Origin of the sequence: Dokdonia sp. R78006, from assembly GCF_042466145.1 — a bacterium.
Lineage (GTDB): Bacteria > Bacteroidota > Bacteroidia > Flavobacteriales > Flavobacteriaceae > Dokdonia.
The window spans coordinates 3,440,001-3,455,683 of record NZ_JAXHBU010000001.1; the positions used below are offsets into that span (position 1 = coordinate 3,440,001).

At 37.7% G+C, this 15,683-nt stretch carries 13 protein-coding genes, 2 tRNA genes and 2 rRNA genes (1 of these 17 only partly in view); 5 read left to right on the plus strand and 12 right to left on the minus strand.

Going from position 1 to position 15,683, the window contains the following annotated elements:
• The 5 genes from SJY37_RS15300 to SJY37_RS15320 all read right to left on the minus strand — a co-directional run.
• Window positions 1-426 (minus strand): 23S ribosomal RNA (locus SJY37_RS15300) (it extends 2,400 nt beyond the left edge of the window).
• A 279-nt stretch (window positions 427-705) separates the two neighbouring features.
• Window positions 706-782, minus strand: a tRNA-Ala gene (locus tag SJY37_RS15305).
• A 174-nt stretch (window positions 783-956) separates the two neighbouring features.
• Window positions 957-1,030 (minus strand) — tRNA-Ile (locus SJY37_RS15310).
• Window positions 1,031-1,230: 200 nt separating this feature from the next.
• A 16S ribosomal RNA gene (locus SJY37_RS15315) occupies window positions 1,231-2,754 on the minus strand.
• Together the 16S and 23S rRNA genes with 2 tRNA genes alongside form the textbook arrangement of a ribosomal RNA operon.
• 783 nt (window positions 2,755-3,537) lie before the next feature.
• Window positions 3,538-4,218 carry a DUF4294 domain-containing protein gene (locus SJY37_RS15320; RefSeq protein ID WP_298330807.1) on the minus strand — a complete coding sequence of 227 codons (681 nt, stop codon included), beginning with the start codon at window positions 4,216-4,218 and terminating at the stop codon, window positions 3,538-3,540.
• A 107-nt stretch (window positions 4,219-4,325) separates the two neighbouring features.
• Here SJY37_RS15320 and SJY37_RS15325 point away from each other — a divergent pair, with 107 nt between their 5' ends.
• Window positions 4,326-5,414: a M42 family metallopeptidase gene (locus tag SJY37_RS15325; RefSeq protein WP_298330804.1), complete on the plus strand. Its 1,089-nt coding sequence runs from the start codon at window positions 4,326-4,328 to the stop codon at window positions 5,412-5,414.
• 83 nt (window positions 5,415-5,497) lie between these two features.
• Here the strand turns inward: SJY37_RS15325 and SJY37_RS15330 are convergent, their stop codons facing one another.
• A complete protein-coding gene (locus SJY37_RS15330) occupies window positions 5,498-6,337 on the minus strand; it encodes a 1,4-dihydroxy-2-naphthoyl-CoA synthase (protein ID WP_379953329.1) in 840 nt (279 codons plus the stop codon).
• A 44-nt stretch (window positions 6,338-6,381) separates the two neighbouring features.
• On the opposite strand from SJY37_RS15330, the gene SJY37_RS15335 reads away from it, so the two are divergent.
• A complete protein-coding gene (locus SJY37_RS15335; RefSeq protein WP_298330798.1) occupies window positions 6,382-7,518 on the plus strand; it encodes a C1 family peptidase in 1,137 nt (378 codons plus the stop codon).
• 130 nt (window positions 7,519-7,648) lie between these two features.
• Window positions 7,649-8,065 carry a hypothetical protein gene (locus SJY37_RS15340; RefSeq protein ID WP_298330793.1) on the plus strand — a complete coding sequence of 139 codons (417 nt, stop codon included), beginning with the start codon at window positions 7,649-7,651 and terminating at the stop codon, window positions 8,063-8,065.
• An 85-nt stretch (window positions 8,066-8,150) separates the two neighbouring features.
• Here SJY37_RS15340 and SJY37_RS15345 read toward each other — a convergent pair whose 3' ends face one another.
• The 5 genes from SJY37_RS15345 to SJY37_RS15365 all read right to left on the minus strand — a co-directional run bounded on the left by SJY37_RS15345 (window position 8,151) and on the right by SJY37_RS15365 (window position 12,973).
• On the minus strand, window positions 8,151-8,984 hold the full coding sequence (locus SJY37_RS15345; protein WP_298330791.1) for a S1 RNA-binding domain-containing protein: 834 nt from the start codon (window positions 8,982-8,984) through the stop codon (window positions 8,151-8,153).
• A 195-nt stretch (window positions 8,985-9,179) separates the two neighbouring features.
• On the minus strand, window positions 9,180-9,521 hold the full coding sequence (locus tag SJY37_RS15350; RefSeq protein ID WP_035336332.1) for a DUF2853 family protein: 342 nt from the start codon (window positions 9,519-9,521) through the stop codon (window positions 9,180-9,182).
• Window positions 9,522-9,600: 79 nt separating this feature from the next.
• Window positions 9,601-11,319 (minus strand): 2-succinyl-5-enolpyruvyl-6-hydroxy-3-cyclohexene-1-carboxylic-acid synthase, encoded by a 1,719-nt coding sequence (gene menD / locus SJY37_RS15355; protein WP_298330788.1) that lies wholly within the window; start codon window positions 11,317-11,319, stop codon window positions 9,601-9,603.
• A gap of 101 nt (window positions 11,320-11,420) precedes the next feature.
• Complete coding sequence (locus SJY37_RS15360; protein WP_298330785.1) at window positions 11,421-12,554, minus strand: chorismate-binding protein; 1,134 nt, start codon at window positions 12,552-12,554, stop codon at window positions 11,421-11,423.
• Window positions 12,554-12,973: a PaaI family thioesterase gene (locus SJY37_RS15365; RefSeq protein WP_298330782.1), complete on the minus strand. Its 420-nt coding sequence runs from the start codon at window positions 12,971-12,973 to the stop codon at window positions 12,554-12,556. The genes SJY37_RS15360 and SJY37_RS15365 overlap by 1 nt, the downstream gene beginning before the upstream one ends.
• Before the next feature lie 78 nt (window positions 12,974-13,051).
• On the opposite strand from SJY37_RS15365, the gene SJY37_RS15370 reads away from it, so the two are divergent.
• Both SJY37_RS15370 and SJY37_RS15375 read left to right on the plus strand, forming a co-directional pair.
• The gene (locus tag SJY37_RS15370; RefSeq protein ID WP_144784606.1) at window positions 13,052-13,585 is read left to right on the plus strand and encodes a hypothetical protein; all 534 of its coding nucleotides are present in this window, start codon (window positions 13,052-13,054) and stop codon (window positions 13,583-13,585) included.
• A gap of 66 nt (window positions 13,586-13,651) precedes the next feature.
• Entirely contained in the window at window positions 13,652-14,242 is a 591-nt protein-coding gene (locus SJY37_RS15375) for a GNAT family N-acetyltransferase (protein WP_298330777.1), read from the plus strand.
• 35 nt (window positions 14,243-14,277) lie between these two features.
• Here the strand turns inward: SJY37_RS15375 and mtaB are convergent, their stop codons facing one another.
• Entirely contained in the window at window positions 14,278-15,621 is a 1,344-nt protein-coding gene (gene mtaB / locus SJY37_RS15380) for a tRNA (N(6)-L-threonylcarbamoyladenosine(37)-C(2))-methylthiotransferase MtaB (RefSeq protein ID WP_298330775.1), read from the minus strand.
• Between the last annotated feature and the right edge of the window lie 62 nt (window positions 15,622-15,683).

Sequence of the window (15,683 nt, forward strand, 5' to 3'; positions counted from 1 at the left end):
GTTTCATACAGGGTTTCACGTGCCCCGCACTACTCAGGATACCACTATCTGTAACTGTCTTTACTTATACCGGGCTATCACCGTCTATGGCTACTCTTTCCAAAGTATTCTAATTCATAAAGCACAAAATGTCGTGGTCCTACAACCCCAGCAATGCCGTAACATTACTGGTTTGGGCTAATCCGCGTTCGCTCGCCACTACTAGCGGAATCACTATTGTTTTCTTCTCCTCCGGGTACTTAGATGTTTCAGTTCTCCGGGTTTGCCCCATTTCTGGTACTATATCTTCAATATAGTGGGTTGCCCCATTCGGATATCTACGGATCAATTCTTGTGTGCAGATCCCCGTAGCTTTTCGCAGCTTATCACGTCCTTCATCGCCTCTGAGAGCCTAGGCATTCCCCATACGCCCTTAATTAGCTTATTGTACTTATTGCTCTTTTAAGGGCTTATGTATAAAATACATAAACCTTTATATTATAATGAGTTAATCATATTATATTCATATTCTTGCGTATATAACCGGCTAGGTTACATACGACTTCTCGTATTCTTTAATTATTTCCCAATATGTCAATGAACGTTTTCCAATAATCAGTATAATATCTATGTAAATAAAAACGTATTACACTCTCGTGAATCCTGTGTTTTTAAAAACTATATCCTTTATACCTAAGGATGATAACTACTATAAAGTAACTATCTTGGTGGAGAATATCGGAGTCGAACCGATGACCTCCTGCGTGCAAGGCAGGCGCTCTAGCCAGCTGAGCTAATCCCCCATTTTTATGAAATTCCGATGATGACATCAGTTTTCGAATGACGAAGTAATGATTCTCAACTTCTAAAATTTCCTTCAAAATGCAATAAAATGAACATCGCGATTTATTAAGCTTTCGCAAAAGCGTAACTAACAATCAAATACATCTTTTAAAATATATCTACTTATTAATTAGTAGTCTCAGGCAGACTCGAACTGCCGACCTCTACATTATCAGTGTAGCGCTCTAACCAGCTGAGCTATGAGACTGTAATTAAACAATCTATAGTCGTTAAGTAATAGTCTTAAGTATAAAACTATACACTAAAGTCTAACTACTATTTACTTGTTTTATTAAAATTAAATCGACAGCTATTGAAAACTAAAACCTATTTTAACCTTTCGGTCGTAAGTCGTTTGCTGTATGTTAGAGCGCAACGCATTGCGCACTCCACAGGGACAAGCTCTAGAAAGGAGGTGTTCCAGCCGCACCTTCCGGTACGGCTACCTTGTTACGACTTAGCCCTAGTTACCAGTTTTACCCTAGGCCGCTCCTTACGGTGACGGACTTCAGGTACCCCCAGCTTCCATGGCTTGACGGGCGGTGTGTACAAGGCCCGGGAACGTATTCACCGGATCATGGCTGATATCCGATTACTAGCGATTCCAGCTTCATGGAGTCGAGTTGCAGACTCCAATCCGAACTGAGATAGGGTTTATAGATTCGCTCCTGGTCGCCCAGTGGCTGCTCTCTGTCCCTACCATTGTAGCACGTGTGTGGCCCAGGACGTAAGGGCCGTGATGATTTGACGTCATCCCCACCTTCCTCACGGTTTGCACCGGCAGTCTGGCTAGAGTTCCCGACATTACTCGCTGGCAACTAACCACAGGGGTTGCGCTCGTTATAGGACTTAACCTGACACCTCACGGCACGAGCTGACGACAACCATGCAGCACCTTGTAAATTGTCCGAAGAAAAAACTATCTCTAGTCCTGTCAATCTACATTTAAGCCCTGGTAAGGTTCCTCGCGTATCATCGAATTAAACCACATGCTCCACCGCTTGTGCGGGCCCCCGTCAATTCCTTTGAGTTTCATTCTTGCGAACGTACTCCCCAGGTGGGATACTTATCACTTTCGCTTAGTCACTCAGTCCGAAGACCAAACAACTAGTATCCATCGTTTACGGCGTAGACTACCAGGGTATCTAATCCTGTTCGCTACCTACGCTTTCGTCCATCAGCGTCAATATATTGTTAGTGATCTGCCTTCGCAATCGGTATTCTATGTAATCTCTAAGCATTTCACCGCTACACTACATATTCTAACCACTTCACAATAATTCAAGACATACAGTATCAATGGCAATTCTATGGTTGAGCCACAGACTTTCACCACTGACTTATATGCCCGCCTACGGACCCTTTAAACCCAATGATTCCGGATAACGCTTGCACCCTCCGTATTACCGCGGCTGCTGGCACGGAGTTAGCCGGTGCTTATTCTTATGGTACCGTCATCAGTCTACACGTAGACCTTATTCTTCCCATATAAAAGTAGTTTACAACCCATAGGGCAGTCTTCCTACACGCGGCATGGCTGGATCAGAGTTGCCTCCATTGTCCAATATTCCTCACTGCTGCCTCCCGTAGGAGTCTGGTCCGTGTCTCAGTACCAGTGTGGGGGATCTCCCTCTCAGGACCCCTATCTATCGTAGTCTTGGTAAGCCGTTACCTTACCAACAAACTAATAGAACGCATAGTCATCTTATACCGCCGAAACTTTAATGTCCAAATGATGCCATTCAAACATACTATGGGGTATTAATCTTCGTTTCCAAAGGCTATCCCCCAGTATAAGGTAGATTCTATACGCGTTACGCACCCGTGCGCCGGTCGTCAGCAAGTAGCAAGCTACCTCTGTTACCCCTCGACTTGCATGTGTTAAGCCTGCCGCTAGCGTTCATCCTGAGCCAGGATCAAACTCTTCATCGTGTATTGTAAATAAATTTAACTCCTCACGACTCGAAATATCTGGTCAATAATAAACTTCTAGTTTTCAAATTCTTTGTAATAATACCCGAAGGTATTAATACGCGCTGTCAATTCAATAAATCAATGAACTTTCTCTACCAATATTAATAATAGAAAACTCTTGTAAATGCTAAGGATTCGAACCCTAAATTAGACTAACTAATCTTCCAAAACATCTCAATAAATTACTTTTGAACTTCGCTAGATATGTTACTGTTTCTCTAAGCGGGTGCAAATATACAACTGTTTTTTAAACTCACAACTTAATCTTAAAAATAATTGAAAATTTAATTTTCAACCTCTAAAACTAAGCAACAATCGCAATGAACATAACTCCCAAATAACCTCCATTTGTTAGCGGCTGCAAAACTACAACCTTTTTCCTAATCACAAACTATCTTTTGAAAAATAATTTGAAGAAATAAAAACAAACTTTTGAAGACATCTAAAAGAACAACCGCTTGCTGTTAAGCGGGTGGCAAAGATACACCGAAGTTCTAATCTTACAAGAATATTCTTAAGAAAATTTTAAGGAAATATGCAACTCACTGTAAATACAAGAAGTAGCTTTTAAAATATTTTCATTGACACCTTAACAACTATAAAAGAACCCTGTTTTATACCCCACAAACTCAAAGAAACTAGCAATTCCTACCTCAGCAACCATCAAATAGCTGCAAAAACCACCCTAGATATTTTCGCGAAAGCGATACAGAGTAATTATACCATACAATAGGTATGCTATTACTCTACTCCTTTCTCCTTCCACTTATCTGATAATTCTAAAAACTCAAAGTCCAAAGCGCTAGGCTGTGTTTCTAGAATTCCTGATTGAAAAGAGCGTTGCAGTATATCTTCTATAAGGAAATCTTCTTCCTCGTTTACTGGATCAAACTCTCTCTTAAGTGATATGTCAAAAGCACTGGCGGTAGTATTGTACCAGAATGCTCTCCAACCACTGCGCAACCTCTTTATCAATTCGAAAGCTGTCTCGCCTGTTTGACGGTGTATGAGCTTAATAAGTATTTGCCCTTCGGTGCGTGTGAGTTTCTTAAGCTCTGCCGAAAATTCTCCTTCTAGGTATTTATGAATGATTTTTGTGTACTTCTTTCTAGCACGTTTACCCTCTATAGAGTCTAATCTACTATTTAATTCCACCAGCCTATCTGCTGCTAACTTTGCGTAAGGAAAAACCTTTCTGGTTTTTCGGCGTAATATTAAATAGCGTCTGCGGTCTTCTTTGTTATCAAATTTTAATCTTTTAAAAACGATAACCTCATTAAGATCTATAGCGCTCCTCGGGATGGTGTCTCCCTGAATGATGTAATATTCAATTGCTACTTCTGTCGAATCTACAGGAGTTTCTTGGCCCCAAGCAAACCCTGCTATGAATACTATTATATATAGGAGATTATGTATGCGCATCTTTTTCTTTCGCTTTAAGCTAAAATCGTTCCAAAATTAGGTATTAGACCTCTATAACGTTATAAACTCTTGGTTAATATTCTTACTTTTAAAGAAAATATTATTCTATGGCTTCAAAAAGCATTTTAAATAAAAAGTCTCTAGACTTTCTCGAACGTTACCTCAACAACGCCGCTCCTACTGGTTATGAGTGGGACGGTCAAAAGTTGTGGATGGATTATCTCACTCCTTATGTAGATGAATTTATCACAGATACCTATGGAACTGCAGTTGCAGTAATTAATCCAGACGCAAAATATAAAGTAGTAATAGAAGGACATGCAGACGAAATATCTTGGTATGTAAATTACATAGCAGATAACGGTCTTATATATGTAATACGTAATGGCGGTAGTGATCACCAGATTGCTCCTTCTAAGATTGTAAATGTGCATACTAAGGATGGCATTGTAAAAGGAGTTTTTGGGTGGCCAGCAATTCACACTCGTGACAAGTCTAAAGAAGAAGCTCCAAAACCTGATAACATTTTCATAGATGTAGGAGCAGCAGATAAAGAAGAAGTTGAAAAAATGGGCATATTCGTAGGCTGTGTAATCACATACCCAGATACGTTCCATATTTTAAACGGAGATAAGTTTGTGTGCCGTGCGATAGATAATCGTGCAGGTGGCTTTATGATTGCAGAAGTTGCTAGACTGCTTCATGAGAATAAAAAGACCCTACCTTTTGGTCTTTATATTACAAACTCGGTTCAAGAGGAAATAGGTTTACGTGGTGCACAAATGATTGCAGAGCGTATTAAGCCAAATGTGGCAATCGTTACAGATGTAACTCATGACACCACAACACCTATGATAGAGATGAAAAAGCAAGGACATGTAGAACTAGGTAAAGGGCCTGTAATCGCATATGCTCCTGCGGTACAACAAAAGTTACGTGATCGTATTACAGAAACTGCCGAAAAGAATAAACTACCTTTCCAGAGAGCTGCACTTTCTCGTGCTACGGGTACAGATACAGATGCATTTGCTTATAGCGGTAGCGGCGTAGCCTCTGCCCTTATATCACTACCATTAAGATATATGCACACTACTGTAGAGATGGTACACCGTGAAGATGTAGAAAATGTGATTAAACTTATATATGAAACGCTACTTACTATAGAAGATGGTGAGACGTTCTCTTATTTTGAATAATCCGCTTTCGCGAAAAATTGAAATAAAAAAACCCGTTCAATATCATTGAACGGGTTTTTACTTTTAAAACATTAAAGCTTCCTCTATGGAATCCACTTCTTCTCAAAATTAGGTGCTCTTTTTTCTAGAAAGGCATTTCTACCTTCTACAGCCTCATCTGTCATATATGCAAGACGTGTCGCTTCTCCGGCAAATACTTGCTGTCCCACCATGCCATCATCTGTAAGGTTCATCGCAAACTTGAGCATCTTTATAGAGATAGGTGATTTTGCAAGAATCTCTTGCGCCCACTCGTATGCAGTATCTTCTAGCTCTGCATGTGGTATTACGGCATTTACCATTCCCATCTCATAAGCTTCCTGCGCAGAATAGTTTCTACCTAAGAAGAAAATCTCTCTTGCTTTCTTTTGCCCTACCATTTTTGCTAGGTAAGCACTTCCATAACCACCGTCAAAAGAAGTTACATCTGCATCTGTCTGCTTAAAAATTGCGTGTTCCTTACTTGCAAGTGTTAAGTCACAAACTACATGTAAACTGTGCCCTCCTCCTACTGCCCATCCAGGAACAACTGCGATTACGGCTTTAGGCATAAAACGTATAAGACGTTGTACTTCTAATATATTAAGTCTATGATATCCATCTTCTCCTACATATCCTTCTTTACCACGTGCTTTTTGATCACCACCTGAGCAAAAACTATATACACCATCCTTAGATGATGGCCCTTCGGCAGATAGAAGTACTACACCTATAGATGTGTCCTCATTTGCATCATAAAAGGCATCATATAATTCCTTTGTAGTATTAGGTCTAAATGCGTTGCGCACATCTGGCCTATTAAATGCTATTCTCGCTACACCATTACTCTTTTTATAAGTAATGTCTTTGTATTCTTTGGCTGTATGCCAGTTTGGCTTATCCATAAAATGCTATTTTAGCGTAAAAATAATTCTTTATTCCTAGACCGATGAAAAAAGTAGTACTAAGTGTGATGGTTGTTTTTGCTTTCGCGAAAGCGTACTACGCACAAGAAGTCACCACCGCTCCCTATATTTTTACAGATACTATTGATTTACAAGCCACAGCTGTCATAAGTCAAGGTGTTACCGGAACCTGCTGGAGCTTTAGTACGTCTTCCTTTTTAGAAAGTGAAATACTTAGACTTACAGGAAACAATGTTGATTTATCTGAAATGTACACGGTAAGAAATATATATCCAGAAAAAGCAGATAACTATATAATGAGACAAGGTAGCGCACAGTTTTCTGAGGGCGGCCTTGCTCATGATGTCTTACATAGCGTGACAAATTATGGACTAGTTCCTGCTACTGCTTATACTGGACTTGCTGGTGCAGAAGAATCACACAATCATGCCGAAATGGTAGCAGTACTGCATGCTATGCTGGACACCTACATAGATAATCCTGGACGTAGCTTAAGCAAAAAATGGAAAGATGCCGTTAGTAAAGTTCTGGATGTATATCTAGGAGAAAATCTATCAACATTTGATTACAATGGAAAAACGTACACTCCTAAAGAGTTTGCGAGGGAAATGAAAGTAAACCCTAAAAACTATGTGACGCTTACTTCTTTTACTCACCAATCATTTTACAACTCTTTTGTACTTAATATTCCTGATAACTTTTCAAATGGATCAATGTACAATCTCCCGCTAGATGAATTTATAAGTAATATAGATCACGCACTAGACAATAGCTTTACAGTTACACTTGACTGTGACGTGAGCGAACTTACATTTTCTTCAAAGCATGGTGTAGCCGTGATTCCTTCTCGTGATGAGAATAAGAGAGTTGCCGTATTAGGTCCAGAGCCAGAAAAAATGATCTCACAGCAATATAGACAAGAGGAGTTTGAAAACTACAATACGACAGATGACCACTTAATGCATATCACAGGGAAAGCAACAGATCAAAATGGAACTGTTTACTATAAAGTAAAAAACTCATGGGGAACAGATCCCGCAAAGACTACTTATGATGGTTATGTGTATATGAGCGTTGCATATATGAGATTAAAAGCTATTTCTGTACTTCTTCATAAGGAAGGGCTTTTAAAACAAACTTCAAGAAGAATTGGTTTTTAAAATCGGCAAAGCAACCATTTTTACCGACTAATGGGGTTTTGCGGCTAATTTATAGAATACGAGCTACCTAGAATCACGAGGGTTAATATTCAAATTATCTTTAAGATATTAATTACAACCACCAAAGTCAATGAGTATAAGTGAATTAAAGTCTCTAGAAGATATTGAAACTATATATCATCTAGATATCGGATCTGTTACTATGTTTGAAAATTATCTCGTAACAGAGTTTAAAGAAGGTGTATTACTTGATGCTCTAAATTATCAATATCTAGCATCACTTATTAAAGATCACTTTGAACATTTAGACACATTTGGATATATATCTAATAGACTTAATGCATACGCGGTTGTTCCCACAGCGCTTATGAATACTGAGCCTTTTAATATACCTAATGCTAAAGTCGCCATTGTAAGTTATAATGAGACTAGTAAAAAGTCTTCCATTTTTGAGAGTAACTTCTACCCCTTTAAGCCAGAAATATTTGACAATCTACCTAATGCACTTGCATGGGTAACTAGTGATGACCTTATCACTACTTGCTAACCGACTATTTAAAAACATCCATATATAAAAAACAGCAGGCAGCTCTATGAGCTGCCTGCTGTTTTTGTTGCTTATTTAAGGAAACTTAATCTATAAGATGTATTCCATCCTCCTTTATTAGGATTTTACGATCTCTGTATAAAGTTCCTATTGCCTTTTTAAAACTCTTTTTACTTAAACCTAATTGGTTCTGTATATCTACTGGATCAGATTTATCATGCAAAGGCATGAATCCATCATTTGCCTGAAGTTCGTCAAATATGTATTGAGCATTAGGCTCTATACTTTTATATCCTTCTTCTTGAAGAATCAAATCAATTTTCCCATCTGGGCGTATTTTTTTTACCCATGCTTCAAGCTTATCACCAGTTCTTATATCTTCAAAAATATCTTCCTTGTATATAAGTCCTTTATGCTTACCATCTACAATTGCATTTGCACCGCGCTCTGTAATGTGAGATATAATCACCTCTACTTTATCAAATTTCTTTACCTCAACGTTATCGTTAGATAAATACTTCATGGTTTTACTTGTAGCAGCAAGACGGTTTGTTTTTGCGTCTAGATACATGTAAACGATGTACCAGCTACCTACTTTCATAGGTCTAGCTTGCTGAGCAAAAGGAACAAAAAGTTCTTTTTCTAGACCCCAGTCTAAAAATGCTCCTACTTCATTTACCGCCGTACAACGTAAATAACCAAAGTTATTGAGCTCTATAAAAGGTTTAAGAGTTGTCGCTACCGGTCTTTCTTCATGATCAAGATAAACATACACATTAAGTTCATCCCATATTTTATATTCTTCTGGAACATATTTATTGGGTAACAAGACGTCATCTCCTGCTTCATTAGAAAGAAAAAGCCCAGGCTCTGTCTCTCTATCTATTCTCATTATATGGTACTTTCCTATATCTAACATAATCTTAATTAAAGTGCAAAAATACGATTACTTAAATTACAAACAACCATCTACTATAGACTTAATCTATAGGGTAGAAAACAACAAAGCTTTAAGCACAATGTCACAAACAGATTGAACAATTTAATAGTTGGCTCAAAACAAAAAAACGCCTTGACGGTTAGTCAAGGCGTTTTTAGATATTGTAAGAGTAGTCTATTTATAAACAGACTCTTTCTTAAAGTGCTTAGCTAACATGTAGTATACTACTGCACGGTATTTATTACGATTAGACTTTCCATATGTTTCAAGAACACTATCGATAGCCTTATCTAAGTCTGCGCTATCTGCAAGACCTAGTTTTTTTATTAAGAAGTTATTCTTCACAGTAGCGATTTCTGTAGCAGAACCTCCAGAAACTGTAGATGAATCTTTATTATAGATAGACGGTCCACAACCTATTGTTACTTTAGTAAGGAAATCCATGTCTGGAGTTACTCCACATTTGTTTTTTAAATCATCTGCATACTTGGCGATGAGTTCTTCTCTTTTGCTCATAATTGTATTGTTACTAGTTTAGTTAATTCTTTATTACATCTTAAAGATAAACAAAAAGTTAAACTATCCTTAAAAAAGATCACTTGATAAAGTTAAAGTAATCAAGTAACACTTTATCGTTGATTTTGCGCGGTGTGAAGATTTCAAGCAAGGTAGGTTTATCATTTGATGCATATAACTCCGCTTTCGCGAAAGCGCAACTCTTCTCACTATCTGCTTTCAAGTATTTGAAATTATACATCTCACATAACTTCTCTGCCGAAAGGTCGTGCGTAGTTTCAAAAAACTCATCAAAGTTATCTGTATTCTTATCCTTATTAGGTAGAATACGGAAAATGCCTCCTCCACTATTGTTTATAACGATGATTTTAAAATCTCTTGGGATATTTTTATTCCACAGTGCATTGCTATCGTAAAAGAAACTTAGCTCTCCTGTGATGAATGTAGTAGGCTTTGTACTTATCATAGCAGCACCTATTGCAGTACTCGTGCTTCCATCTATACCACTAGTTCCTCTATTACAATAAACCTCAAGCGTTTTATTAATATCAAATAGCTGGGCATATCTCACAGTACTACTATTACCTAGTTGTAGCATTGAGTAATCTGGAATCTCACTGAGAATATGGTCAAATGCTTTAAAGTCGCACCATTCCATTTGGTTGATATACTCTGTATGTAGTACATCACGTTTTTCTCGTATAGTAAGCCATTCCTGTTGGTAAGCACTCTTAGCGTATGAAGTGTGCTCTCGTAAGTTTTCTAAAAAGTGGGAAGCCGAAGTTTCAAAATGTTTATTAAGACAGAAATAAGTGTCATAAGCTTTCTTTGCATCTACGTGCCAGTGCTGTTGTGGCTGGTAATTTCTAAGAAAAGCTTTTACCTTTTTTGAAACTACCATTCCCCCAAAGGTTAATAGAATATCTGGCTGCAATGCTTTAAAACCGTCATCATCTAGACTACCTATAATATTATCTATGCGCGTAAAGAAATTAGGATGAGAAACATTTGAAGTAGTCTCTGTAAAAACAATAACACTAGGATCATTACCTAGCATATCAAGTAATGATTGTTCCATCACATTAGGCCCTTGTACTCCAATTATCACAAGCTTTCGTGTTGCATTATTCCAGCTATCCATATAGGGTTGTAACTCGTCAAAAGATAGCTGACCAATAATTTTATGAGGTGCTACTTCTATAGGTTTTGCTATCGCCACATCTGTCATTTCATACAAAGGCTCGTAAAAAGGAACATTGATGTGTACTGGACCAGATTGTTCAATCGCTATATTAAGCGCTTTATTAATCTCTTGATCATTATGTCGCTGGCTCTCCTTTATTTTCTGAGCAACCTTAGTATCCGTAACCTCATTTACAGGCACTAATTCGGAGTATAAATTTGCCGAATATAAAATGTGATTTTCAAAAACGTTCTTTTGTCTTATCGTTTGTCCATCTCCTATATCTATACGTTCAATAGGTCTATCTGCACTTATGGCAATGAGCGGGATATCACTATAAAAAGCTTCGGAGATTGCTGGATAGTAATTGAGTAAAGCACTTCCTGAAGTACATACAATAGCCACGGGCTTTCTAGATTGTTGTGCAATTCCTAAAGCTACAAAAGCAGCACAGCGCTCATCTACAATGCTGTATGCTTTTATGTTTGGATTTTTTGTAAACTCAATGGTGAGCGGTGCGTTACGGGATCCTGGAGATATAATAACCGTATCAATTCCTTTACTTAAGCAAAGGTGAACGATAGATTGTGCTACAGGAATTTTAGAGTGAATCATTAGTAACAAAAATACGATTTCTACCATTTAGAATTGAGCATCTATAATCAGGAATTATAGAAAATTTGAGATACTATGTCTCTCAAATAGCACATTTCATATTATGTAGTACGCAGTACTTTCGCTACAGTTTGCAATTTATTTACCGTTTCCTCCCACTCAGCTACTGCGTCACTTGATGCTGTTACTCCACCACCTACATATAACTGTGCTCCACTAGCATCTACCTCCATACATCGCAGGTTTACAAATAAGTGTGTATGCTTTTTTATGGCGCTATAAGCTAGATTCTCAACATTCCTACGTGTTCTTGCTCTCTTTTTTTCTGTTTTGTAATTAAGCTCTCCTAAGAAACCTGTGTAATAAGAACGAGCATAACCTTCATGATTAAGGATAAATTCTTTTGCTTCATTTTTTGGTAGTCCGCAAACGGCTGGTGTGGGATGTAAAGCATTTATTACAGCAGCTATGCTTGTTTCATTTTCATTTATGATCGCAGAAATATCGGTCTTGAGGTGCAGCAAAGTTCCCGCTTGCTGGGTCTTAACATCAGAAACTTGAAGATCATTTACAAGCGTCGATAGATTTTCGACAATAGAATCTGTCACAAATTGTTGTTCCTCTTGTTCTTTTTCTCCCCAGACCACATCAGAACTAGCGCTTGTTTTCTGAGTTCCAGCTAGCGACATTGTATGCAAACGTCTATTATTTATAGATAACAATGTTTCTGGCGTAGCTCCTAGCCATAGACCTACATTAGGGTGATACCAGCAATACACAAACGCGGTCTTATAAGTTCCAAGTAATCGCTTGAAAATCTCAACAGGAGACTCATAATTATGTGGTATATTTTGCTTTCGCGAAAGCACAACTTTCTTCATAGCCGTATCTGCTATGGCTTCAATTCCTCTATTAACTAGTTTAATATGAGCCTCACGATCCTCGTTTGTATGGTTAACTAAGATTGTTTCTGCTTCTAATAGCATCTCATTTTCAAAGGAATCGAGCTCCATTACAAAAGACTCTTCGGCAGGAATTAAGACAGTCTCTGATGTTGATGCATCAAAAGGAGCAAACACAAAGCCACTTTCTGAGAAGTCATGTACTTCATGAAGAGTTTCATCATCTTGTAAAAGCGCATGAATCTTTTCTTCATTAGGTTTTCTGTACACTACAAATGGTAATGTACTTTCAAAATGCTCTTCGATATGTTCAAAAAAGTCTGTGCTATTCATTACTTCCTAGGCAAAGCGATTGTAGTCAATTTACATTTTGAAATAAGGGCATCGTTTTCATCTACTACATCGATGTTCCAAAGCTGGGTGGTTCTACCTTTATGTATAAATGTAGCCTTTGCATAGACCATCCCCTCACGCTTACTCTTTACATGATTTGCCGAAATCTCTATACCTCTAATAGTATGCTCCTGGTTGAGAAACATAAAACTAGCAGCGCTCCCTACACTCTCAGCAAGTGCAACCATTGCACCTCCATGTAAAACTCCATCAGGTTGATGCACCTTTGGTGTAACAGGCATTTGTGCTACAAGAAAATCCTCTCCAAAATCTATATAAGTGATATCTAAGGTTTCCATTAAAGTGTTTTTACAACTCTCTGCTAGACGTGCTAGGACTTCTTCTTTATTATTTTTCATATAAATCTTTAAAGCGAACAAATTATAGATACTTTCGCATATCAAATTTCGTTAATATTGAACACAAAACCCTCTATTATGATTAAAAAGACACTAGCTATCACATTACTTATACTAACATTTATCTCTTGTGATAAAATTGACGAGCTCACTAAGTTTGACATAGACTATACTACAAATTTCACCATACAAGCCACTACACTTCTAGGTACGCCGTTTGATATTGTCACTCCCGAGACCACAACAAACTCAGAGTCAGAATTTGAGAACAATAACACAAATTCTAATCTTGTAGAAAGCGTAAAGTTAACCACCTTGAGACTTGATCTTCAAACACCTGCTTCTGGTGATTTTGATTTCTTAAATGAGATTTTTATTTACATCACTGCAGATGGTCTTCAAGAGCAACTCATCGCTTCAAAAGTGGGCATTCCAGAAAATGGAGCTCGCTCACTAACGCTAGATATAGAAAATGTAGAGCTTGAAGAGTATATCAAGAAAGATTCTTACAGATTGCGCACAGAAACAACAACAGATCAAACCATCGAGTCTGATCATGAAATTGAGATTTACACTAAATTTAAAGTAGATGCAGAGATTTTAGGAGTATAATAACTCATAACATATCGCTTCTTACAAAATGTGTCGTATTTTTAAATACGACACATTTTTTTTGATATGAAAGTAAAGACATTAGAAAACGAAAGAGCAAAATTACTTGCCTTAGAGAATTATCATTACAGTGATCTTCTTCCACTATCGCAAGAAGTAGACCTTAACGCTTATGGCGGTTCTGATATATCCACTGGGCCTAAACTTACGGCCTATATTAAAGATGCAATCCAAAGACGTGAGCTGGGTACAGCATTACCTTTTATCATTTTTGACAAAAAACTTTGCAAATTTGCTGGCTCAACACGTTATGGAAATATAGATGACGTCAATAAAATTGTCCATATAGGATGGACGTGGCTTGGAGAAGATTTTCGCGGAAGCGGTCTTAACTTACATGTCAAGTTTCTCATGCTACGTTATGCTTTTGAAAAACTTCGTTATGAACGCGTGGAGTTTCGTATAGATGAACGCAATATTCGCTCAAGAAAAGCAGTAGAAAAGCTAGGCGCTACCTTAGAAGGTATCATGCGCAAGGATATTATTACAAAAAACGGTAGACGTCGTAATTCTTGTTGTTATTCAATTCTCAAAGAAGAATGGGAAGAAATCAAGAACACGCGATTTATTGATATACTGGATAGTAAAGAAGAGTAGATTATTTAACAGTACGCTTTCGCGAAAGCGATCACCTACACCTCAACGTTTGCAAATTCAAATCTTACCATCCCATCATCGTCTATGGAGGTAAGCTCCACCTCGTGCAATGTATTTACAAGTTCTGGATTCCAAGGAGATTTTACTTTTACGTAATTTTCTGTAAACCCGTGAATGTAACCTTCCTTATTCTCACTTTCAAAAAGCACAGTACGCGTGCTGTTTAATTGAGACTCATAGAATGCTCTACGCATTTTGGCTGAAAGTCCTCGTAACATTTTACTACGTTTACTTCGCACTTTTTTGGGAATTACGCCATCCATTGCAGCTGCAGGAGTATTATCACGTTCTGAATATGTAAAGACATGTAAGTAAGAGATATCTAATCCGGTAAGGAAATTATAAGTTTCTAGAAAATCCTCATCTGTTTCTCCTGGAAAACCTACAATTACATCTACACCTATACAGGCGTGAGGCATTACCTCCTTTATTTTAGCAACACGGTCTACATATAACTCGCGTTGATAACGGCGACGCATCAACCCAAGAATCTTATTGCTTCCACTCTGTAATGGGATATGAAAATGAGGTACAAATGTGCGTGACTTAGACACCACATCAATTGTTTCATTCTTAAGAAGATTAGGCTCTATAGAAGATATTCTTAAACGTTCTATTCCTTCTACTTTATCAAGCTCTTGTACGAGTTCTAAAAAAGTATGTTCGTGCTTCTTGTTTCCAAACTCTCCTTTACCGTAGTCTCCTATATTAACTCCAGTTAGTACGATTTCTTTTATGTCTTGTGCAGCAATTTTGGAAGCATTGTCCAATACATTTTGTAACGTATCACTTCTAGAAATACCTCTAGCAAGTGGTATCGTACAATAGGTACATTTATAATCACAACCATCTTGCACCTTTAAAAAGGCACGAGTTCGATCTCCAATAGAATAAGAACTTACGTAGAAATCTGCCTCTTGAATCTCACAAGCGTGCACTTCTCCACCTTCCTTAGATCTGTCTGGATTATCTAGTAAATCGTTTATGTAACTAGTGACATTAAACTTCTCTGTCGCTCCAAGAACGAGATCTACACCATCTACAGCAGCAAGCTCTTCTGGCTTAAGTTGTGCATAACAACCTACTGCGACAGTAACTCCTTCTGGATTTACCTTTTGAACTTGTTTTACAATTGACTTAAAACGCTTATCTGCATTTTCTGTCACACTACATGTATTAATCACGTAGACATCTGCAGGCTCAGAAAACTCAACTTTATCAAATCCCTCTTGCCCAAAACTACGAGCAATGGTACTAGTCTCTGAAAAATTCAGTTTACAACCTAGTGTATAAAATGCGACTTTCTTTTTAGAGGACATGTGCTGATGATTTGGAAAAAATTGCTCAAAATTTTGAGGACTGCAAAGGTAACAAAAGAAGT

What these genes read in the sequence shown, in the direction of transcription:
- SJY37_RS15365 (WP_298330782.1), bottom strand. Translation starts at nt 12,973, where the DNA reads ATGAAAAATAATAAAGAAGAAGTCCTAGCACGTCTAGCAGAGAGTTGT.
- SJY37_RS15350 (WP_035336332.1), bottom strand. Translation starts at nt 9,521, where the DNA reads ATGAGCAAAAGAGAAGAACTCATCGCCAAGTATGCAGATGATTTAAAA.
- SJY37_RS15330 (WP_379953329.1), bottom strand. Translation starts at nt 6,337, where the DNA reads ATGGATAAGCCAAACTGGCATACAGCCAAAGAATACAAAGACATTACT.
- SJY37_RS15325 (WP_298330804.1), top strand. Translation starts at nt 4,326, where the DNA reads ATGGCTTCAAAAAGCATTTTAAATAAAAAGTCTCTAGACTTTCTCGAA.
- mtaB (WP_298330775.1), bottom strand. Translation starts at nt 15,621, where the DNA reads ATGTCCTCTAAAAAGAAAGTCGCATTTTATACACTAGGTTGTAAACTG.
- SJY37_RS15345 (WP_298330791.1), bottom strand. Translation starts at nt 8,984, where the DNA reads ATGTTAGATATAGGAAAGTACCATATAATGAGAATAGATAGAGAGACA.
- SJY37_RS15320 (WP_298330807.1), bottom strand. Translation starts at nt 4,218, where the DNA reads ATGCGCATACATAATCTCCTATATATAATAGTATTCATAGCAGGGTTT.
- SJY37_RS15340 (WP_298330793.1), top strand. Translation starts at nt 7,649, where the DNA reads ATGAGTATAAGTGAATTAAAGTCTCTAGAAGATATTGAAACTATATAT.
- SJY37_RS15370 (WP_144784606.1), top strand. Translation starts at nt 13,052, where the DNA reads ATGATTAAAAAGACACTAGCTATCACATTACTTATACTAACATTTATC.
- SJY37_RS15335 (WP_298330798.1), top strand. Translation starts at nt 6,382, where the DNA reads ATGAAAAAAGTAGTACTAAGTGTGATGGTTGTTTTTGCTTTCGCGAAA.
- SJY37_RS15360 (WP_298330785.1), bottom strand. Translation starts at nt 12,554, where the DNA reads ATGAATAGCACAGACTTTTTTGAACATATCGAAGAGCATTTTGAAAGT.
- SJY37_RS15375 (WP_298330777.1), top strand. Translation starts at nt 13,652, where the DNA reads ATGAAAGTAAAGACATTAGAAAACGAAAGAGCAAAATTACTTGCCTTA.
- menD (WP_298330788.1), bottom strand. Translation starts at nt 11,319, where the DNA reads ATGATTCACTCTAAAATTCCTGTAGCACAATCTATCGTTCACCTTTGC.